The following is an 18,298-nucleotide window of genomic DNA, read 5'->3' on the forward strand; positions in this document are numbered from 1 at the left end:
GTAATAACGCAACCGACATGAACTCCCATTTTTTCAACTTCAGCTTTATCCTTTGCACCAATGTCTATACAGATGTTATCTAGTTTTGGTGGTTCTTCCTTAGCTCTGTTTCGCGTATGAATTGCTGGCCAGCCAAAAACCCCTTTTACAATACCTTTCTTGGTATGGATATTTACCACTTTACTTGGAGCAATCTGATGGTCGCTACCACCATTTCTTATAACATATAACAAACCTTTATCAGAAATATAATTGACATACCAAGAGATTTCGTCGGCATGCCCTTCAATGACAACTTTATATGCTGCCTTGGGGTTTATAACCGCAACTGCAGTTCCATACGTGTCTGTTATAAACTCATCAACATAAGGTTTTAAGTAGTCCATCCATAGTTTTTGACCGTCCCATTCGTAACCTGTTGGTGATGCATTGTTTAGATATTTTTCTAAAAAGGCCATCGACTTTTTAGTCAGTAATTGCTTTTTTGCCATGTATACAAATTTTGCTTAAAAATAATAATATTAATAGGAATTTAGGGTTATAGCCTGTAATAATTGTTAATTTTGAAACCGCCATAAATTGTTTTTTGGAACGATTTTGGAAGTGTCATTATATATGAAGTATATCACATACATAATACTATTAATTTCTGCATTGACTTTTGCCCAGGAAAACCCTGTTAAGAAGGATACTACGCAGGTATATTATATGATTATTGAAGGCGATTCTGTAGCAGTAACTGAAGTGGAATTAGATGAAGTATTGGTGCTACCAGACCTTAATTTTAGAAACAGGGATGAGCGTATACGTTATATTGTTTTGCGTCGTAAAACACTGAAGGTCTATAAATACGCTAAATTGGCGGCGGAGCGATTAGAAACCTTACAAAAACGATTGGCTACTTTAGAGCGTAAGCGTGATAAGAAACGTTATGCCAAAGTAATTCAGAAGTATATTGAAGATGAGTTTTCAACAGAGCTCAAAAAGCTAACAAAAACTGAAGGACAAATTCTAATAAAATTAATTCACAGGCAAACTGGCAAAACAACATTTCAACTTATTAAAGAGCTTCGGAGTGGCTGGCGTGCATTCTGGTTTAATAATACGGCAAGTTTATTTGATATATCCCTAAAAGAAGAGTTTAGCCCAATAGAAGTGGAGGAGGATTACTTAATTGAGGATATTTTACAGCGGGCCTTTAGGAGTGAGCTATTAGAGCGCCAAAAGCCAGCTTTTGACATTGACTTTTATGCTTGTGTCGATAAATGGTCCAAACCCAAAAAACAACTCGATAAAGGAGAAAATTAAATGCGTAGGCAAACTAAACTCGAAGAACAGTTGAATGCTTGGTCTCATGGAATAGGTGCTGCATTGGGAGTAGTTGCTCTAGTTTTACTTATTGTTTTTTCTAATAATACTGCTAAACCTTGGAGTCTTTTTAGTGTAATAGTTTATGGTATCTCCATCATTGTTTTGTTTTTGGCTTCAACATTTTACCATGCGGTGAAAGGGGAGAGGCGTAAACACAATTTCAGAATCGTTGATCACATCAGTATTTACTTGTTGATTGCGGGAACTTATACTCCAGTGTTATTGGTGGCTCTTAGAGATAGTTTGGGCTGGCCCTTGTTTTGGACCGTTTGGGGCATTGCTGCTTTTGGTGTGGTTTTAAAACTTTTTTTTACGGGTAGGCTCGAAATCTTTTCAACACTATTGTACTTGGTTATGGGTTGGTTGATTGTATTTGATTTTTCAAACCTTTCGGATGTTATTGGTCCTAACGGAGTCTTATGGCTATTTGCAGGTGGACTTTCTTATACTGTAGGAATTGTATTCTATGCTATAGAACGCATACCTTATAATCACGTCATATGGCATATATTTGTTTTGGCTGGTGCTATTTGTCACTTTTTTATGATTTTTAATCACGTTATTTAAGAAGAAAGTACCATCTTCTTAATGATTGCAATTTGCCCTAAATGGTAATAAGCATGTTCTATTAAACCATCAATATTGCGCTGGTAGTTTCCGTATTTTTCATCAACAAAATGTTCCATAAGTTGATCATCATTGAGTTGTTCCACATAATTTGCTAAAGCTTCGGTATCATCCCAAAATCTTTTTTGAAACGCCAGCCATTCCTCTTGTGATGTTATTGCGGGAAAATCAAAACTGTACTTATCTCTTATATTTAATTCCCCATTGATGAAAACGTTTTTTACGCCTTCAATATAATAATGAATATGTTGAGCCAAAACAGCTATTGTGTTTAAAGATGGCACTTTGGTGTTGGCAGTAGTAACGTCTAGATGCTCAATTTGATGTTTATAGTTTGTGTTTGCAATCCACGTACCGTTTAAAATGACTTCTCTAAGTCTATTTGCTAGTTGTGTTGAAGGTTCCATTAATACATTGTTTTAATGATGTGTTAGCTTCGTAATTGTATTTTCTAAATGTGGAAATAGTTCCATAAGCTCCTGTCGGGATTTTAACTCAAAGTCTTCGAAGCTAAAGCCAGGGGATACGGTACAGCCCACTAGCGCATAAGTATCTTTTCCCAAAACTTCTGCAGCAAACCAATAGCCACCAGGTACTACAAACTGAGGAGCTTCACCCTTACTTAAGTTGTTTCCAATCAAATGTTCTGAATGTATACCATCATTGGATATCATATGAAGTCGAATAGGTGAGCCTTGATAAAAATGCCAAATTTCATCTTGTTTGATGCGATGCAAGGCTGAGAAATTTTCAGATGTTAATAAGAAGTAAATACACGTTGAATAATTGCGTTGTCCTTTATATTCTGTATCTAGACTATCTTGTTTTATACAGCCAGTACTTCTATAGGTTTCTTTAAAATAACCACCTTCAGGATGTGGTTTTAAATCGAGTTGTTCTACAATAGTTTTTATTGCGTCCATACTAAACTGTATCTATAGAGTGTGCTTCCTTAACTACTTTAGGCTTTCTTGATTTCCATTTTGTCTTAGCTCAATTTACTCAGTCAATTCGAGGCTAGACAAGAGTGCAACGAACAGACGAAGCCAACCATAAATTTAGCAAAAAGACTTCGATTTCCGACTAGGATGCCAACAAATCGAACTCTTGTTAGCATTTATGACCATTGTTATGAGCAGTTTTATCTTTTAAATCCAAAAACCAATAGTCTATTTTATCGTTAATCTCTCCATTGGGCTTATTGTACTGCCTTAAAACTTTTTCTCCTAATTCAAATTCTATTGGATGGGAGAAGATTGGACCATCATAACAAAACGTGTGGAATTCACCATTTTCACCACAAGGGTCAACATTATTGGGTAATTCCTGAAGAAATTTATAGTCTAATTCTCTACCCACGAAGGATGGATTGAGTAATTCTCCATTGACGCAAATGACTATGGCTTTGAATCCAAGGTTTAAAAATTCTAAATACAAGGCTTTAGTATTTTTTTGCCATAACGGAAAGTGACATTTAATATCCTTAAGTTGTTGTTCTCGATAGTGCCTTAAGTCCTCAAGAAAAATATCCCCAAACCCGCAATCGGTGAATCCTTGTTTTTTAAGTTCATTCACTTCTTTCCTCATTAGCTTGTTGTGTTGATTCATTGAAGGTTGTTCAGGCAGTTCAACTGTGCTGTAGGGCAATCCTATAGACTCAATTTGTTTGATTAATAACTCTCTCCTTAAACCATGCATCGAAACCCGATTATGATAACTATTCATTGTGGTTAATAAATGGTCAACAGATAACTCATTATTGTTCTGAAGATAATAAAGCGCTATCGCGGAATCTTTTCCTGTACTCCAATTAAAAAAGGTTTTAAACATTTGCTATAAACTTACTCGCAATGGTTTTGTGTATGGCTTTGTTGCAGAAAATTTCTGGCTGACTTTTCCAACATAACCTAAAGATAGCAAATTGCGGTATGCATTGTTGGCAAATCGTTTTTATTTTCATAGTACTTTAATTCCAATCAATACAGTTACAACTATTATTATTAAAAGTCCAAACGAAAATATTTTGTCAAATTCTTTTACGTGAGGATTTTTTGCCCCAAATCGATTGTTAATTTCATCCGAATTTCTCATAAAAAGGATAAAATCTCTTTTATGTATATTTTCACTAATCCGTTTAAAGATTCTGTCAAAAATCCAATAAACTATTGGTACACAAAATCCGAAATACATAATTCGGTCATTTCTGAATTCTGTTTTTGAATCTAACAATCCGAAAAGTCCAACAGCTAAAAGTCCGAAACAGGTCAGCCATATTATTTTAGGATTCATCCATTTCTTTTTCCTTGTGTAAAGAATAAAGAAACTAATCCCAAGTGCAATTCCAATTCCGATTATGCTGTTATCCATTCAGTTTATGTTCTTAATTCGTGAATGTAACTGATTATCTCATCAGCTATTTCGATTGGGCATCCATTATAATCAAATATTCCTCCCGAATTAGAATTCTGACCACAAGTAACAAAAATTCCAGAACCAAATTTTTCCTTAATTTTAGTAGCAAGCCAACCAATAAATCCACTATTGTCTAATTTAGGTTTAAAGTGAAATCGGAAAATTTTAAAATTTTCAGTACCCTGCTTTTCAATAGGAACTAAAAGACTCCATACTTCGTCATCCCTAACAATTGCCAACGCATTTGGATCCATTACAAAGTTATTTAATGGTAATTCTCTGAAATAGTATGGTTCTGGATAAACCTTAAAGTCTGAAGATTTCAAAACTCTTATTAACCTTTCTTCAGTTTGCTCTTTACTTTCTTTATTTATATACATTAATTACATTTCCTTATATATATTTACTCCTATCTCTTTTCCTCTCTCAGAAGACATTTCAAACTTCTCTATTAAAATGAGCTTATCATCCTGATACGAAATCTCACAAACAGAAGTTCCATGATCTATCATTGCATTAGTTCTTACTTGACAATAGCTAAAATACAATCTATTATTTTTCACATTACCCACTAAATACCCTTTTCTAATTTTCCCCCCTGAATATTTTGCGGATACTAATTCCTTATCTTGGGTAAAATCAAAAATAGTATCTGAATTGACAATTCCATTTGGGGCAGTTCTTATTACATTCATTCTAATATTTTGAAACATATTATAAGATTTAATTGTACGCAACAGCTTCGTATAAGCTTCAGCTACAGATTTATAAGCGTTAATTTTCGGTTTAGTTTTGGCGTTAGCAATTGCAAATAGATTTGCTTGAGCCTGCCCTGAGCTTGTCGAAGGATAGTCGAACCGGCCTTAATTATGATTACATATTGTTATAAGACGTTTTTGTTTGGTTGCTAAGCCGCATTTAAATTACCCTTCTGGATTGTATGCAATATTAGAATCTCCAATTAATTTTTCTCCATAGAAACTTTCATATAAAGTTAAGGTTTCCTTGTGACTTTTTGAAGATGTCTCCTTACCATTAATAAGTAATTTATTTCCACTCAACACAAAAGCTACATTTTCTAGCTCTTGGGTAATATTTTCAGCAACTGCTATTTGATTAACAAAATTCAAGAAGGTTTCGAGCTTTTTTTCCGCACTGGAAAGGTTTTCTAAATAAGATTTGTACTTATTTAAAATCATATTACTTAGCTCCTCTTTTTGCTTAATAGATGCATTTTCATCATTAACCTTAAGTGTCTCAACAGAATTATACTGAATAATCGCTGTTAAGATTGCTCCATTATATTCCATTTCAAAAAATTCTTTTCCTCGTAATATAGTTTCAATCCAATCGGTAAAGCTGGCAACATTTACGTAATAATCAATAGTGCCATAGTTTCCTTCGGGTATTTGTTCATGAAATGAAAATGAGCAAACACCCACTAGAATTAGTTCTTTGTTGACTTTTATGTAAGCCGGACCTCCGCTATCACCTAATCCAGAAACACCTTCTAATTCGGTCACATTTTTGTCATTAGGACGGTCAAAGTCAAAGGTTATAAATAGTTCAGAGACATTATCAATTACATTTGTAGCCCCTCTTATCTTTCCATCACTTTCCAATCTTTTTGAAAGTCCATTGCCCGTTCTTCCACTTCCAGCAATATGAATTTTTGTTCCCTCTTTTGGATTTTTAGTTGAGAATTTTACCGGAGAGACTTCAGTTACTGATTCTTTAAGCTTGACTAGTGCGATATCCTTTTTTTTATAAACATCATTGTTTGATTCTTGAGGATATATGAAAACTTTTTCTACCTCATATTTTTGATTATTAATGGTAACCATACTACCTTCATAAACCCCTACAGTTACGTGTTCAGCGGTTATTATCCAATTAGGATGAATTAGAGTTCCATTTCCATGTTGAAAAACTGCCAAGGATTCAAAGCCTCCATTTTTTCCATAGTCCAGATATTTTTGATCTTCACTATCATGGCGAATAACTATAAAACTACTACCAAAATATAAAATGGTTAAAAGAAAGATGCATGATTTGAAGTGCTTAAAAAAATTCATATTTATGTGTTTTTTATTAAAGTTAGTTTTACTATACAACTATGGTTTTTATGGTCTATATTTATCTAAATCGAGATTCATAATATAAAAATTTAGAGAACCATTTTTACTTGAAGAAATAGTAGAAATAAAGTTTTTATAACTTTTAGCAGCGCTCTTCTTAATCCCTTTTGTGATTCTTCCTGAAGTAAAAATTAAATAGGCTTTATCTGATGTAACATATGGACTGCCATCAATCTCATTGCTGTTTACATCTTTACCCATATTTATCGGGTCGGACCATTCGGTTTGGTTTTTTTTAAAGCTAATGTATAAGTCGCTTTTACCGTAACCTTCAGGTTCATCTACTCTAACAAAAATCATAAACGATTCATCGTTAGCCACAAATGCATCAGCCTCTCTTTTTTTTGAATTGATATTGTCTGGAAGCCTTACTGGTTCTTGATATTCTCCATCTAGAAATCTTGACAAATAGATATCGGAATTTCCTTCCTTATCAGAACTGAAGTATAAATTTTTATTATTAGTCATTACAGGATAAAATTCATTTCCTGATGAGGATACGGGAAAACCTAAAGGTTTTGGTTCTTGCCACTGACCATTCTTTAATTCAGAAGTCCAAATATTAAAATTAAACCCTTCAGGTTTTCCTTCGTAATCTTTGAAAGATGAGAACAACATTAAATTCCCGTCAGGTGAGATTTGGACATCAGTCACTGGAATATCTGATGATACAAAGGGAACAAATTCAGGTGATCCGAAGGTTGCTTTTTCAAATTTTTGAAAAGCAATTCCTGTTACACCCAGTTTTTGCGCTGTTACTGTATAGTAAATGGTTTGTCCGTCAGGGCTAAAACTAGTATTGAATTTGTCAACATGTGTGGACACAACCTCAGGATGAAACTTGATAGGTTTATGAAGAATTGAATCAATTTTATAAGGGTGACTTAAAGTTTCTAAATGACGTTTTTTAGAAGCTTCTTTTTTGTCTGAACAGGCTAATGATATTATTAATAAAAATGCAATGAATCTATTTTTCATTATAGTTCTTATAATTTATAGGTTTTAATTACATACAATGAGTAACTGAAAATGATTATGTACAGTAATTTAGACGATAGCAATTTCTATTTGTGCGATACAGTCAAATAACTATATTTACTCATCTATTTTAATGTTCTTGGTTATAGCTTTGTGAGTTCCTTCTTAAACCAGGAACTCATGGGAGACTGTTTAATGGTTGCAATTTCAAGTCCTTTATTAAAGTGTTTTTTGGCTTTCTCTAATTCACCATTTTTTAAATAAGCCTGAGCTACATAACCGTTTAACATTAAACCTTCATCATAACTCTCCAAACCAAATTCATAAATATTAATTGCCTTTTTGTATTCTTTTTTATTATAGTAATAACGACCCATATTTACCAATTGATTGTAATCTGGAGCAACATTAAAATTATATATCATAGATAAATTTTGCAGCGACTCTTTAAGACCAGAAAAATTATGAGTATTATAATAGTGATCAATACACCAGTTTTGAAATAGGAACTTTAAACCATAGTGCATAGCTGGAGTTACTGTTGAAAGGTGATCTTCCTTAAATAAATCGAGGTATTCTATTTTAAAATTTGACCTATTCTTGACACTATTCTTAAACTCAAGGTACTGATTATGCATGGCTTTACCATCATTGCTAAGCTTCGCTTCATCTGCCATTGTAATAAATACCTGTTTACTTTCTTTTAATTTCAAAGTTTTTAAATGGGTCTTCCAATCGTTGGCTAAAGATTGATTGTCCCACCAAAGACTTGGGCTAATTGCCAGATAATTACTGAAAACTTTATTCGTATTCTCTACGAGTGAATATAAGGTGAACATACCGCCTATTGAATGTCCTACTATGGTATTATGATTAGAAGAAGGAAACTCTTTATTTATATATGGTATTAGCTCACTTGATAAAAAAGTAAGGAAGTTTGGACCTCCTCCTGTTTTCATATAGTCAACGTTAATATTTGTAGGAGAGTAGTCATACTCTCTATACAAACCACTTATTCCAACAACAATTACATTTGGCATTAAATTTGCTCTAGATAGTGCCTGTGTAATACCAACAGTATTTAAAAAGTTATGTTCAGCATCTAGAACATAAATAACCGGAAAGACAGATTGTGGATTCTCTAAGCTTTTTTTTTCTATTTCAGGGACATGAATCCAAATTTCACGATTTCCAGTTAAAACTTTCGACTCAAATAAAAAGGATTTATTAATTTGATGTGTTTTCTGTTGTGCATAAATAATAGGTGCAACAACAAATAGTATTATTGTGTAGAGTAGATTTTTCATCATTTTTTTTGTAAAAATATCCTTTTAGATATTTCAAATCTTGTAAAAAAACGAAATCAAAGTTTACTTAAAATTAAATTTTCGTTCCAAGTAAATTGGGTAGGACTTTTTGCCGTAGCTTTTTTAAATTCATTATTAAAATGTGGCTGATCATAATATCCAGAATCAAGCGCAGCGTCAATAAATTTTTTACCGTTTTTAATGTCTTCACTTGCCTTTCTTAAACGCACTATTTTTTGATATTCTTTAGGAGTTATTCCAATATTCTTTCGGAATTGATTTTCAAGAGTTCTTAATGATTTATTATATAATGTCAGATGTTCTGATATTTTTAAACTGGGGTAATTTTTTATTGCTAGGGTTGTCTTTATTAAATCTTCTTGATCAATACACTGATTTAGTATTTTATTTATTAATAAATCCGACAACTCCTCTTCAATATAATTTAGTGAGTTGTGAAATTTTTCAGTTTTTAGGAGATTATTTGTGTATTTTATAATATCTGGTGAAAAAACAAGATGACCAGAAACAATAGAATCCAGTAACTGGGGATTATTTGGATTTGTAATTAATCTTAGCACCCATGGCTGAAATGTTATGCCAAACATTTTATATGGATGAGTAGATATTATATGCCCCGAGAATCTAATTTGTCCCCAAAATAAACAAGTCTTGTGTTCAATTATTAATTTTGATTTAGAAATAACTGATACTGGAAAATCTGTTACCATAAACTCTGGGTGTCCATTTGGTAAGAAAAATTGAAAACGATTAATTTTATCGCATTCAAGCCAAAAGACACTTTTTATAATCAGATTATTTGGAGTAGATATTTCATGCTCAAGATACTTCATATAATTATTCTGTCGTAAACCAAACATTGCAAACAAGCAAGAATTTCCGAGAGGAAATTCCGCCGTAATGAGCTATACGCTTTGTTGACAGTAAGCTTTATTTGTCTGTTATATATTTTAAAATCTTCCAACTCTATTTTTAAATTCCTCTTCGCTGATTATTTCACCACTATTCGGTTTATTAATTTCCAATTCCTCCTTATGCCAAGTTATTTTTTCCAATTTAAATTTTACAATATTACTTTTACATTCTAGAACTAATCCCGGTAGACCGTGAAATCTTTCAGGTCCGAAACTGAACGGTATTTCAGGACAAAACCAAGCTGTAAATTCAGGTTTCTTTGTTAATGCAGTATCATTGGCTTTAGCTCTTTTTTGAATTGCTTTTTTGCACAAATACCCATTAATTAATTTGGTTTCTTCATTTAAAATTTCCCATTCTATAGGTTCTTTTGAAATAATCACGGGATAATCGAGAACAAGTGTTTCGCTCAAAAACTCCTTGTTGTCTTGATTGTAATAAATAAGGTTGTCACTTCCTCCAAATATTCTAGTAAAATTAGGAAATCCATACATTTTTGAAATGTCGAGGTCTAGATAGTAATTAGACGCTATTGAATTGAAATTCAGTGTAGCATAAACAGAATCACTTTGTGCAATCATTTCTTTTACGAATTTGCTAGAAACATTATGTATAGAATCTTTGTTCAAATTTATTTTGTAAATCACAGTTGCTGAATTCGTTTGCGCAATTATAAATTGAAATAGAAAAATCAAGATTATTGTCAATGGTTTTTTCATATGGTTTTTTTTAGCTTACTGCCAAAGGTTTTATGTATGAATAGTAGCGGATTTCTATTCACCAACCTTTGTTATATGTTTATGATTTTATTTTATCATTTAAACTGTTGTTACGTATACATATTGTTATGGTAGGTTTTATTTTTACTTTAAATCCATATATTGCTTTTTCGTCTCTTTATCGAATTTTTCAATCGCGTATCTCAAAGTCACTCTCGGCATTGTGGACGCATATCTGTCTAAAAATTTTTTAAGTCTTTGTTCATCCTTTTTACCTACTTCTCTAATCCAACTTCCAACTGCTTTGTTTATCAATTCCTCTTCATCATTAATGAGAATCTCAGCGATTTTAAATGTATCGTCTAATTGGCCCTTTTTAATAAATGCGTAGGTACTTACAATTGCTGTTCTTCTTTCCCAAATATCGTCTGACTGAGCCAATTCGTAGAGAATATTCCGAGGTTTGTTCATTAAATTTGAATTTTGGACCTCCATTTAATGCCAAGAAACGCATTCCATTCAGCTTGAAGTCGACAGTCATTACTGATTCTTTTTCTTTACCATGAATTTCAAATCCTTCTTTTCCGAATCTACTTATTCTAAGTATTTCCGAGTCTTCAAAGATTGAAGTGTAAAAATTTGCAGCATCTTCTGCTTGGTTATCATACCAAAGACAAATTGCCATTTTTTGTTTTTTCATTACTTGGTCTTTTCAATTCTTAATTACCCACAACGGTTTTGTGTATGGCTCGTTGTAGAAAACCAGCTATGATTTTATGCCTTAGGCGAAAGATAGCAAATTGCAATGACACGAGCACTGCGAACTGGTGTTAGCAATTATAGTCAATGTTGGTATTTCGTTTTTTATTCAAATTTTGTTATGCTTTTTTTTCCAATGAACTTTTTCACTAACTTATCCTTATAATACAGTGAAAATTCGCCTTCTTTCTCAATCCTCGTATAAAAATGAATTGTAAATGCTTTCTTCTTAATAAACCTTTTTTGCAATAAACCTACTTTAAATCTATACTGATATGAATTGTCAGTAAGAGCTGATATAGCATTAGATTCTAATTTAAGATGGTCATCGTCTTTGTATCCAGCTTGTGAATATTTAAAAAACTTATCTTCCCCTTTGAATTCTTCTAATTTTATCTTTTGGATGGAATAGCTGTTAAAAGCATCACCAAAAGTGACATATTCAGGTCGATGTCTAATTTTATTCTGATGTTCGAGCAATGAAAAATCATTAAAATCAACAAGACTATATTCGGACATACCATCTATTATTATTCTCAATCGTAAATGATACATTGTAATAGCTTCTTTTTTGTTTTTACCAAATTTCGATTTATGACCTCCTAGAACATTTGAAGTCAATAATGCATTTTTTAACCTTACGGAAAAGTTTTTGTTTGCAGAATTTAATTGTTCTAATGTAACTTTTTTAGTTCCGCAGGAGAATAATAGTAAACAAATGAAAACTGAAATTATTTTTCTCATTATTTATTTAAATTTTAGTAAAAATGAATATCAAACTTTAAGTATGCTTCACCGATTTTTATTAATCCAATTTTTTGTTCTCTCATGGGTTGATTTTAATTACTGGCAACGGTTCGTATAACCGTAGTTACGGCTTTATGTTACTTAATTCTTTGATTTGTTACCCAAGTTAATAATTCTGAGTGGATTTTGACGAGGCCGCTGAGCTCGTCGAAGGGTAGTCGAATTAGCTGACACGAGCGCAGTAAACAGGCGTTAGTAATTTTAGCCATTGTTGTATGCTGGCTTCTATTTCGGCCACTATTTTAGTTTTAATTCTAAAATAAGCATTATTCTATAAGCAACTTCTTCATTACCTTTCCTTTTAAAGTTAAAATCTCAACAATGTATATTCCAGAAGTTAGCTCAGATGTGTTAATAACAGTTTGTTTTGAAGATAACACAAACTGACCTAGATTATTGTAAATACATATATTATAAATATCAGAGGTATTATTTGATTGAATTGTGAATTGTCCTTTTGCAGGATTAGGAAATAAATAAAATTGTTTTTGATTTATTGTGTCATCAAGATATAATGTAGAATCAACATTTAATCTGGCTATTTTGTTGTTTTGCGAGCCATTATAATTATTAAAATCTCCAACTAAAATTATCTTACTATCACTTTGAATACCCAAGTCATTAACTCTACTATCAGGACCACTTCCAATATTAAATGTTGTATCAATACTTCCATCAATATTTAATCTTGTAATATAATTTGCTATTGCTCCATTAAATTGAGTGAAATTCCCTCCAGCTACAACTTTTCCATCACTTTGAATAGCAATATTAAATACAGAATTATTAAAACCAGATTGGATATTAAAACTTGAGTCTAAACTGCCATCGCTATTTAAGCGAACTATTCTATTAACAGAAGTCCCGTTAAAACTGGTAAAGTCACCTGCAACAACTATTTTGCCATCATCTTGAGTAGCTGCGGCAAAAACTGAATCATTGAATCCTGTTCCTATATCAAAACTTGAGTCTAAACTACCATCGCTATTTAGTCTTACTAAATTATTAATTGAACTTCCATTATAATTTGAAAATTTACCTCCTGCAATTAGTTTACCATCATTTTGAGGTTCAATAAACTGTAAAAAGGTATCAAAATTTGCACTTGAATTATTAAAATCAAATCCATTTCCAGAGTTAAAACTCAAATCTAAACTACCATCACTATTTAATCTGGCTATTCTATTAGCCGTTGAATTATTATAAGATGTAAATACCCCACCAATTACAATCTTATTGTTTTCTTGGACAACAATATCCTGAACAGAAAAATTTGCACCATTCTCAGAGTTAAAGCTTGAATCTAAGCTACCATTATTATTTAAACGAACAATCATACTAGCCGAAGTATTATCATAAGTCGTAAAAAAACCACCTACAAGTATTTTATTATTTCCATCGGGAATTATTTTAAAATAATCATTGTTATTACTAGCGGGTGTAAAACTAGCATCTAAAGTTCCATCGGAATTCAGCCTTGCTATGAAATTTGCTTGGGTCCCATTAAAATTAGTGAAATTACCACCAACATATATCTTATCATCGTCTAAGATTGTAACAGTGCTGATAAAGCTATTGAATCCTGTTCCTGTATCAAAACTAGTGTCAATTGAACCGTCCTGAGCTTCTGAAAAATTAAAAAATAAAAATGTTGCAATGAGTAAGTATAGTTTCTTCATATCTCTATGTATAAATTATTGTATAAGTTTAAGTCAGTTCTTTTTTTAGTTATGTTTAGATAAGCTTGCTTATAGCGATCTAGTATATGGCTCTTTGCAGGAATGTACACAGTTGTTGTTTCTGCTGTAGTTCTAAGATAGCAAATAACTAGTAAATCATCTATATGCTTTTCTTGCAAATTTTCAATCAAAAAGATTTGTAATTAAAGTAGGTATATCCTTTATTCAGTTAACCTTTAATAAAATCTTTATATTCCACAAAAAATGCTTCAAATAATAGCATATGCGTATTAAAGAACTCCATAACCTGTTGCCAAGTGTTTTTGTTATGGATAGAGACTTTTTTATCTAGCGGCAAATAGATACGCGATATTTCCTTACCATTGTCTAAATAGTACGTCTCCTCATAAATGGCATCGGGTAAAAAATCATTATGCAGGATGCTTTTTAAAGCCACTAGCTTTTCCCAGCAGTTGATGCGATTTTCCAAATCATCTTCTAGGTCTAAGGCAATCAGTGCCGACTTGGTATCGAAATGAAACTTAAAGGATAAGCCTTTTATTTTGGTGTTGTACAACAACCATTTTCTCGGAAAGGATTTTCCAAAACTCGTCCAGAATTCCTGGCGCAATAGGCGACTTTCTTCCTTGCTAAACATTTAGATAAAATAAGCAATTAAAACTCCCAAACAAATGGCTAAAAGCTTCGATAGGTTAAACTTATGGCCTTCGCCAGTTTCGAACAAAATGGTCGTGGAAATATGTAGAAAAATACCAATCACTATAGCATTGATACTATTGAGGTACATTGGTGCAATAGATGTCGTATTTGAGATTAGTGTCCCTAAAGGTGTCATAGCCGTAAAAATTAAAATAAAACTCAATGCTTGCTCTTTCATATACTGGGATTGCAATAAAAAAGAAGTTAATAGAGCTGCTATAGGAATTTTGTGTATAAAGACTCCATACACGATATCATTATGCTGGTGTATGGGGAATCCTTCTAAAAAACTATGAATACACAAACTTATAAATAATAACCAAGGGAATTTCTTATCATTTTTTCTAATATGTACGTGGCCATGCTCAGCACCTTTAGATAAAAACTCTAGGATGATTTGCAACAGAATACCACACATAATCAATAAACCTGTAAGTTTGGCATCGAGGAATTCATAGACTTCGGGTAGCAAGTCGAAGAGGGTTAAAGCCAATAAAAAAGCACCGCTAAACGATAGTAGTAATTTGGTGTAAATGGAGTTTTGTCTTTTGGTTAAAAAGGCAATAATAACACCAATGATGATCGCATATATAGGAAATAGATATTTGTTCATACCTACAAATTACTTAAAAATCATGACCAAGCGCTCGGAAGTATTAGGGTGGTATTTTTGCAATTTATAATCCCCAAAAATATCCAATAAATGTACATCAGCTTTATTGAATAAGACTTTAAAATCCTCTAATGTCAGCGCTTTGACACGTTCCTGAAATTCATACATTTCACCATTACTACTAAAGCTTATGTCCTTTGTGATATAGCCATCTTTTAGACTACGTTTTTGGTGAAAATCTATGCCTTCTACCTTTTTTACATCTTCAGCAACCAAATTATTAATAACATAGTTGACATTCATAAAATCTATGACGCCAAAACCAGATACATTCAATTCCGATTTAATTGAAGCAATGGTTTTGAGATTGCAATCATCGTCATCAAAATACCCAAAACTGGTAAAGAGATTAAAGACGGCATCAAAGGTGTCGGGATAAGGTTTGGTCATATCGTGCACATCGAACTTGAGCGTATCATTTTCAAATTGATTGGCATGTTTAATACTCTGTTCGGACAAATCGACTCCAGTCACTTTATAGCCTAATGTGTTGAGGTATATGGAATGCCTTCCTTTTCCACAAGCCAAATCCAGAATTTTTCCATTTTCCGGGAGGTTAAGGTAATTGGTGAGATTATCCATAAAACCTTGTGCTTCGGAATAATCCCTGTCTTTATATAAAATGTGGTAGTAAGGAGTATCGAACCATGAAGCGTACCACTGTTGCGTTGATTTTGTCATAAGTGTAATGCGTGCTGCAAAAATAGTTTAAATTTGTTTTCTTTATGTGCGTTAAGCGAGATTTGGGTACAATCTATGTCGCGATAGTTAAATGTTGATTTCAATTAATTTTAAATGCACTTACCTTAAGGTATTTTAGAACCGATGAGCAATAATTTTAAAATGGTAGCCAAAACCTTATTTGGTTTTGAAGATCTCTTGGCAAAGGAGTTAACACAACTTGGAGCTATTCAAGTGGAAAAAGGCGTCCGTAATGTAAGTTTTTTGGGCGATAAGGGCTTTATGTACAAAGCTAATATAGCCCTACGTACAGCTATTAAGATTTTAAAGCCTATTAAATCCTTTAGGGTTGCAAGAGAAGACGATCTCTACAAGGGCGTAAAGCATATTAAATGGGAAAATTACTTAAAACCCACAGGTTCTCTTGCAGTAGATGCCACAGTGCATCATAGCGTGTTTACCCATTCGCAATACACGGCTTTAAAAACCAAGGATGCTATTGTAGATCGCTTTAGAGAGCTTGGTGGCACAAGACCTAATGTAGATTTGCGCTTTCCAGATTTAAAAATCAATGTCCATATAGATCGCCAGCGCTGCACCATTTCATTGGATACCTCAGGTGAATCTTTGCATCGTAGAGGCTATAAAACAGCTACAAATATTGCTCCCATTAGCGAAGTACTTGCTGCTGGGTTAATTATGATGAGCGGTTGGAATGGCCAGACCGATTTTATGGATCCTATGTGTGGTAGTGGCACTATTCTGGCTGAAGCTGCTATGATTGCGTGTAATATTCCACCTAATTTAATGCGAAAGGAATTTGCTTTTGAACGTTGGGAAGATTGGGACGTCGATCTTTTTGAAACTATAGAAGAATCGCTTTTGAAAAAGACAAGGGATTTTCATCATAAGATTATTGGTTACGACAAATCGCCTTCTGCAGTAAGAAAGGCGAAAGCCAATGTAAAAAATGCACATTTAGATGAGTTTGTTCATATTCAGCATGAAGATTTCTTTAAAACCCAAAAAGCAGGAACGGATAAATTACATATGGTATTTAATCCGCCTTATGGTGAGCGTTTAGAAAACTTAAATGTTGAAGAATTCTATACAAATATTGGCAATACATTAAAGCATGGGTATCCCAACACCAATGCATGGCTTATTACGTCTAATCTAGAAGCCTTGAAGTATATTGGGTTAAGACCTTCTCGCAAAATAAAAGTCTTTAATGCCAAACTAGAATCGCGCTTGTTAAAATATGAAATGTACGAAGGTAGCCGCAAAGCTAAGAAACAACATCACTGAATGTCTTCCTTAAACTCATCTGGGTTTTGTCCTACTTGAGTTTTTGGATAGGTTTCGAATAAATCCCTGACCAAACTCCTGATATAAGGTTCTAGTTTCTTTTCGGATTTATCGAGTTCACAAATAATCGATGCGTGCCATAATACTTTGTTGGTTTCAAAATCTGCAACATAAACAATTAAGGTTTCCTCTTCGTAAGTTTCTTCATGAAGCGTACAACTTTCCCAATATTCTAGGTATTTGGAATGTTCACAGTTTTTGAACTGGGCTGTTTCTTCACTAATTAAAATTCTAAAGCCTGCCTGTAATTGTGGTTTCAGGACATTGGTTTTGTGAGCTTTATTTTCCATCTCCACTGCGACGGCATCACCTATAAGCTGTCTCACATTGTCATTGTCAATTTTTGGATGATTTGTATGCTCTACCATAAAATCATCGATACATAGTACATAGGTATCGTATTGATTAAAATCAACATCAAGGTTGTAATCGTAGACGACTTCGGTCGTCGCTGCACAATTAAAAAGTAATAAAAGTAAAAAGCTGGATATAAATGGATAAACTCTCATGACACTATAATTTAGAATGTTCTTAAAGTTCTGAATTACAGTTAAGATATACTATGACAAATGTCAATTTTAGAGATTGGTTGTTTAATAAAAGCATATAACTAAGAATATAAAAACTAAATCTAATCAAATGCCTTGCTTATCGAAGTGCTTCTAATTGGGAATTGTAGTCGTATTGCAAATCCTCGTGCAAGACAGGTATCTTTTTCTTTAAGGATATTATTTGGCGCTCATATAAATTACTTAATGTTCTATTTCTATGAATAGAAGGCCGTAGCGTATTCAATCGTTCACAAAAATAGAGTAGGAGTTCGACTTCTGTTGATTTTTTAAGGGAGTAACGGCTGTATATTCTAATTTGACGAAGTATTTTTCTAATGGTTTTTTTCATGTAGAAATAACTGTCCGTGTTTATGCCATCAAAAAGTTCGTCTAAGGTGGACTTTACACTTGCAATATAGCCATCTTCATTATGGGCTTCAAATAATAAATAGGTGAGTAGCGCTTTGTTTTCTTGTTTAAACTTTCCGAGTCTTAAGCATAATTCTAGCAAATCCTCTTTCGGCAAATGTTGAAGCTCTTTTTTTATGGTGACGATTGATTCTATTTTCATG

The 18,298-nt window shown here is 32.8% G+C and carries 23 protein-coding genes and 1 pseudogene; 3 read left to right on the forward strand and 21 right to left on the reverse strand.

Annotation, left to right across the window (positions count from 1 at the left end):
• Window positions 1-491, reverse strand: a pseudogene (locus Q0992_RS14095) (M42 family peptidase); the annotation flags it as partial.
• A gap of 124 nt (window positions 492-615) precedes the next feature.
• Here Q0992_RS14095 and Q0992_RS14100 point away from each other — a divergent pair.
• Window positions 616-1,308 carry a DUF4294 domain-containing protein gene (locus Q0992_RS14100; protein ID WP_299525746.1) on the forward strand — a complete coding sequence of 231 codons (693 nt, stop codon included), beginning with the start codon at window positions 616-618 and terminating at the stop codon, window positions 1,306-1,308.
• Window positions 1,309-1,938 carry a hemolysin III family protein gene (locus Q0992_RS14105; RefSeq protein WP_299525748.1) on the forward strand — a complete coding sequence of 210 codons (630 nt, stop codon included), beginning with the start codon at window positions 1,309-1,311 and terminating at the stop codon, window positions 1,936-1,938. It begins immediately after the preceding gene.
• On the opposite strand, the gene Q0992_RS14110 is transcribed toward Q0992_RS14105, so the two are convergent.
• The 18 genes from Q0992_RS14110 to Q0992_RS14190 all read right to left on the reverse strand — a co-directional run bounded on the left by Q0992_RS14110 (window position 1,935) and on the right by Q0992_RS14190 (window position 15,807).
• Window positions 1,935-2,405 carry a DUF1572 family protein gene (locus tag Q0992_RS14110; RefSeq protein ID WP_299525751.1) on the reverse strand — a complete coding sequence of 157 codons (471 nt, stop codon included), beginning with the start codon at window positions 2,403-2,405 and terminating at the stop codon, window positions 1,935-1,937. The two genes, Q0992_RS14105 and Q0992_RS14110, sit on opposite strands and share 4 nt — an antisense overlap.
• 12 nt (window positions 2,406-2,417) lie before the next feature.
• Window positions 2,418-2,921, reverse strand: a complete 504-nt coding sequence (locus Q0992_RS14115) for a cupin domain-containing protein (protein ID WP_299525754.1) — start codon at window positions 2,919-2,921, stop codon at window positions 2,418-2,420.
• Window positions 2,922-3,108: 187 nt separating this feature from the next.
• Window positions 3,109-3,828, reverse strand: coding sequence for an ATP-binding protein (locus tag Q0992_RS14120; RefSeq protein WP_299525757.1), 720 nt, complete (start codon window positions 3,826-3,828; stop codon window positions 3,109-3,111).
• 126 nt (window positions 3,829-3,954) lie between these two features.
• Window positions 3,955-4,365, reverse strand: coding sequence for a hypothetical protein (locus tag Q0992_RS14125; protein ID WP_299525760.1), 411 nt, complete (start codon window positions 4,363-4,365; stop codon window positions 3,955-3,957).
• Window positions 4,366-4,370: 5 nt separating this feature from the next.
• The gene (locus Q0992_RS14130) at window positions 4,371-4,790 is read right to left on the reverse strand and encodes a DUF6196 family protein (RefSeq protein ID WP_299525763.1); all 420 of its coding nucleotides are present in this window, start codon (window positions 4,788-4,790) and stop codon (window positions 4,371-4,373) included.
• 3 nt (window positions 4,791-4,793) lie between these two features.
• On the reverse strand, window positions 4,794-5,123 hold the full coding sequence (locus Q0992_RS14135) for a hypothetical protein (protein WP_299525766.1): 330 nt from the start codon (window positions 5,121-5,123) through the stop codon (window positions 4,794-4,796).
• 210 nt (window positions 5,124-5,333) lie between these two features.
• The gene (locus Q0992_RS14140) at window positions 5,334-6,485 is read right to left on the reverse strand and encodes a trypsin-like serine protease (protein ID WP_299525769.1); all 1,152 of its coding nucleotides are present in this window, start codon (window positions 6,483-6,485) and stop codon (window positions 5,334-5,336) included.
• Window positions 6,486-6,533: 48 nt separating this feature from the next.
• The gene (locus Q0992_RS14145; RefSeq protein ID WP_299525772.1) at window positions 6,534-7,526 is read right to left on the reverse strand and encodes a hypothetical protein; all 993 of its coding nucleotides are present in this window, start codon (window positions 7,524-7,526) and stop codon (window positions 6,534-6,536) included.
• 143 nt (window positions 7,527-7,669) lie between these two features.
• The gene (locus tag Q0992_RS14150) at window positions 7,670-8,836 is read right to left on the reverse strand and encodes an alpha/beta hydrolase-fold protein (protein ID WP_299525774.1); all 1,167 of its coding nucleotides are present in this window, start codon (window positions 8,834-8,836) and stop codon (window positions 7,670-7,672) included.
• Between the two features lie 53 nt (window positions 8,837-8,889).
• A complete protein-coding gene (locus Q0992_RS14155) occupies window positions 8,890-9,687 on the reverse strand; it encodes an AraC family transcriptional regulator (protein WP_299525777.1) in 798 nt (265 codons plus the stop codon).
• Window positions 9,688-9,804: 117 nt separating this feature from the next.
• Window positions 9,805-10,488 (reverse strand): GLPGLI family protein, encoded by a 684-nt coding sequence (locus Q0992_RS14160; protein ID WP_299525780.1) that lies wholly within the window; start codon window positions 10,486-10,488, stop codon window positions 9,805-9,807.
• A 144-nt stretch (window positions 10,489-10,632) separates the two neighbouring features.
• Window positions 10,633-10,959: a DNA alkylation repair protein gene (locus Q0992_RS14165; protein WP_299525781.1), complete on the reverse strand. Its 327-nt coding sequence runs from the start codon at window positions 10,957-10,959 to the stop codon at window positions 10,633-10,635.
• The gene (locus Q0992_RS16895; protein WP_367277964.1) at window positions 10,865-11,188 is read right to left on the reverse strand and encodes a VOC family protein; all 324 of its coding nucleotides are present in this window, start codon (window positions 11,186-11,188) and stop codon (window positions 10,865-10,867) included. The genes Q0992_RS14165 and Q0992_RS16895 overlap by 95 nt, the downstream gene beginning before the upstream one ends.
• A gap of 164 nt (window positions 11,189-11,352) precedes the next feature.
• Window positions 11,353-11,991 carry a hypothetical protein gene (locus Q0992_RS14170; protein ID WP_299525783.1) on the reverse strand — a complete coding sequence of 213 codons (639 nt, stop codon included), beginning with the start codon at window positions 11,989-11,991 and terminating at the stop codon, window positions 11,353-11,355.
• Window positions 11,992-12,320: 329 nt separating this feature from the next.
• The gene (locus tag Q0992_RS14175; protein WP_299525786.1) at window positions 12,321-13,733 is read right to left on the reverse strand and encodes a T9SS type A sorting domain-containing protein; all 1,413 of its coding nucleotides are present in this window, start codon (window positions 13,731-13,733) and stop codon (window positions 12,321-12,323) included.
• 229 nt (window positions 13,734-13,962) lie between these two features.
• Window positions 13,963-14,391, reverse strand: coding sequence for a DUF4268 domain-containing protein (locus Q0992_RS14180; RefSeq protein WP_299525789.1), 429 nt, complete (start codon window positions 14,389-14,391; stop codon window positions 13,963-13,965).
• A complete protein-coding gene (locus Q0992_RS14185; RefSeq protein ID WP_299525792.1) occupies window positions 14,392-15,066 on the reverse strand; it encodes a ZIP family metal transporter in 675 nt (224 codons plus the stop codon).
• Between the two features lie 9 nt (window positions 15,067-15,075).
• Window positions 15,076-15,807: a class I SAM-dependent methyltransferase gene (locus Q0992_RS14190; RefSeq protein ID WP_299525795.1), complete on the reverse strand. Its 732-nt coding sequence runs from the start codon at window positions 15,805-15,807 to the stop codon at window positions 15,076-15,078.
• A gap of 144 nt (window positions 15,808-15,951) precedes the next feature.
• On the opposite strand from Q0992_RS14190, the gene Q0992_RS14195 reads away from it, so the two are divergent.
• Entirely contained in the window at window positions 15,952-17,115 is a 1,164-nt protein-coding gene (locus tag Q0992_RS14195; protein WP_299525798.1) for a THUMP domain-containing protein, read from the forward strand.
• Here the strand turns inward: Q0992_RS14195 and Q0992_RS14200 are convergent.
• Complete coding sequence (locus tag Q0992_RS14200) at window positions 17,109-17,684, reverse strand: DUF4136 domain-containing protein (protein WP_299525801.1); 576 nt, start codon at window positions 17,682-17,684, stop codon at window positions 17,109-17,111. The two genes, Q0992_RS14195 and Q0992_RS14200, sit on opposite strands and share 7 nt — an antisense overlap.
• Window positions 17,685-17,823: 139 nt before the next feature.
• Window positions 17,824-18,297, reverse strand: coding sequence for a hypothetical protein (locus Q0992_RS14205; RefSeq protein WP_299525804.1), 474 nt, complete (start codon window positions 18,295-18,297; stop codon window positions 17,824-17,826).
• Window position 18,298: the final 1 nt, after the last annotated feature.

The organism is Winogradskyella sp. (assembly GCF_028289625.1).
Classification (GTDB): Bacteria; Bacteroidota; Bacteroidia; order Flavobacteriales; family Flavobacteriaceae; genus Winogradskyella.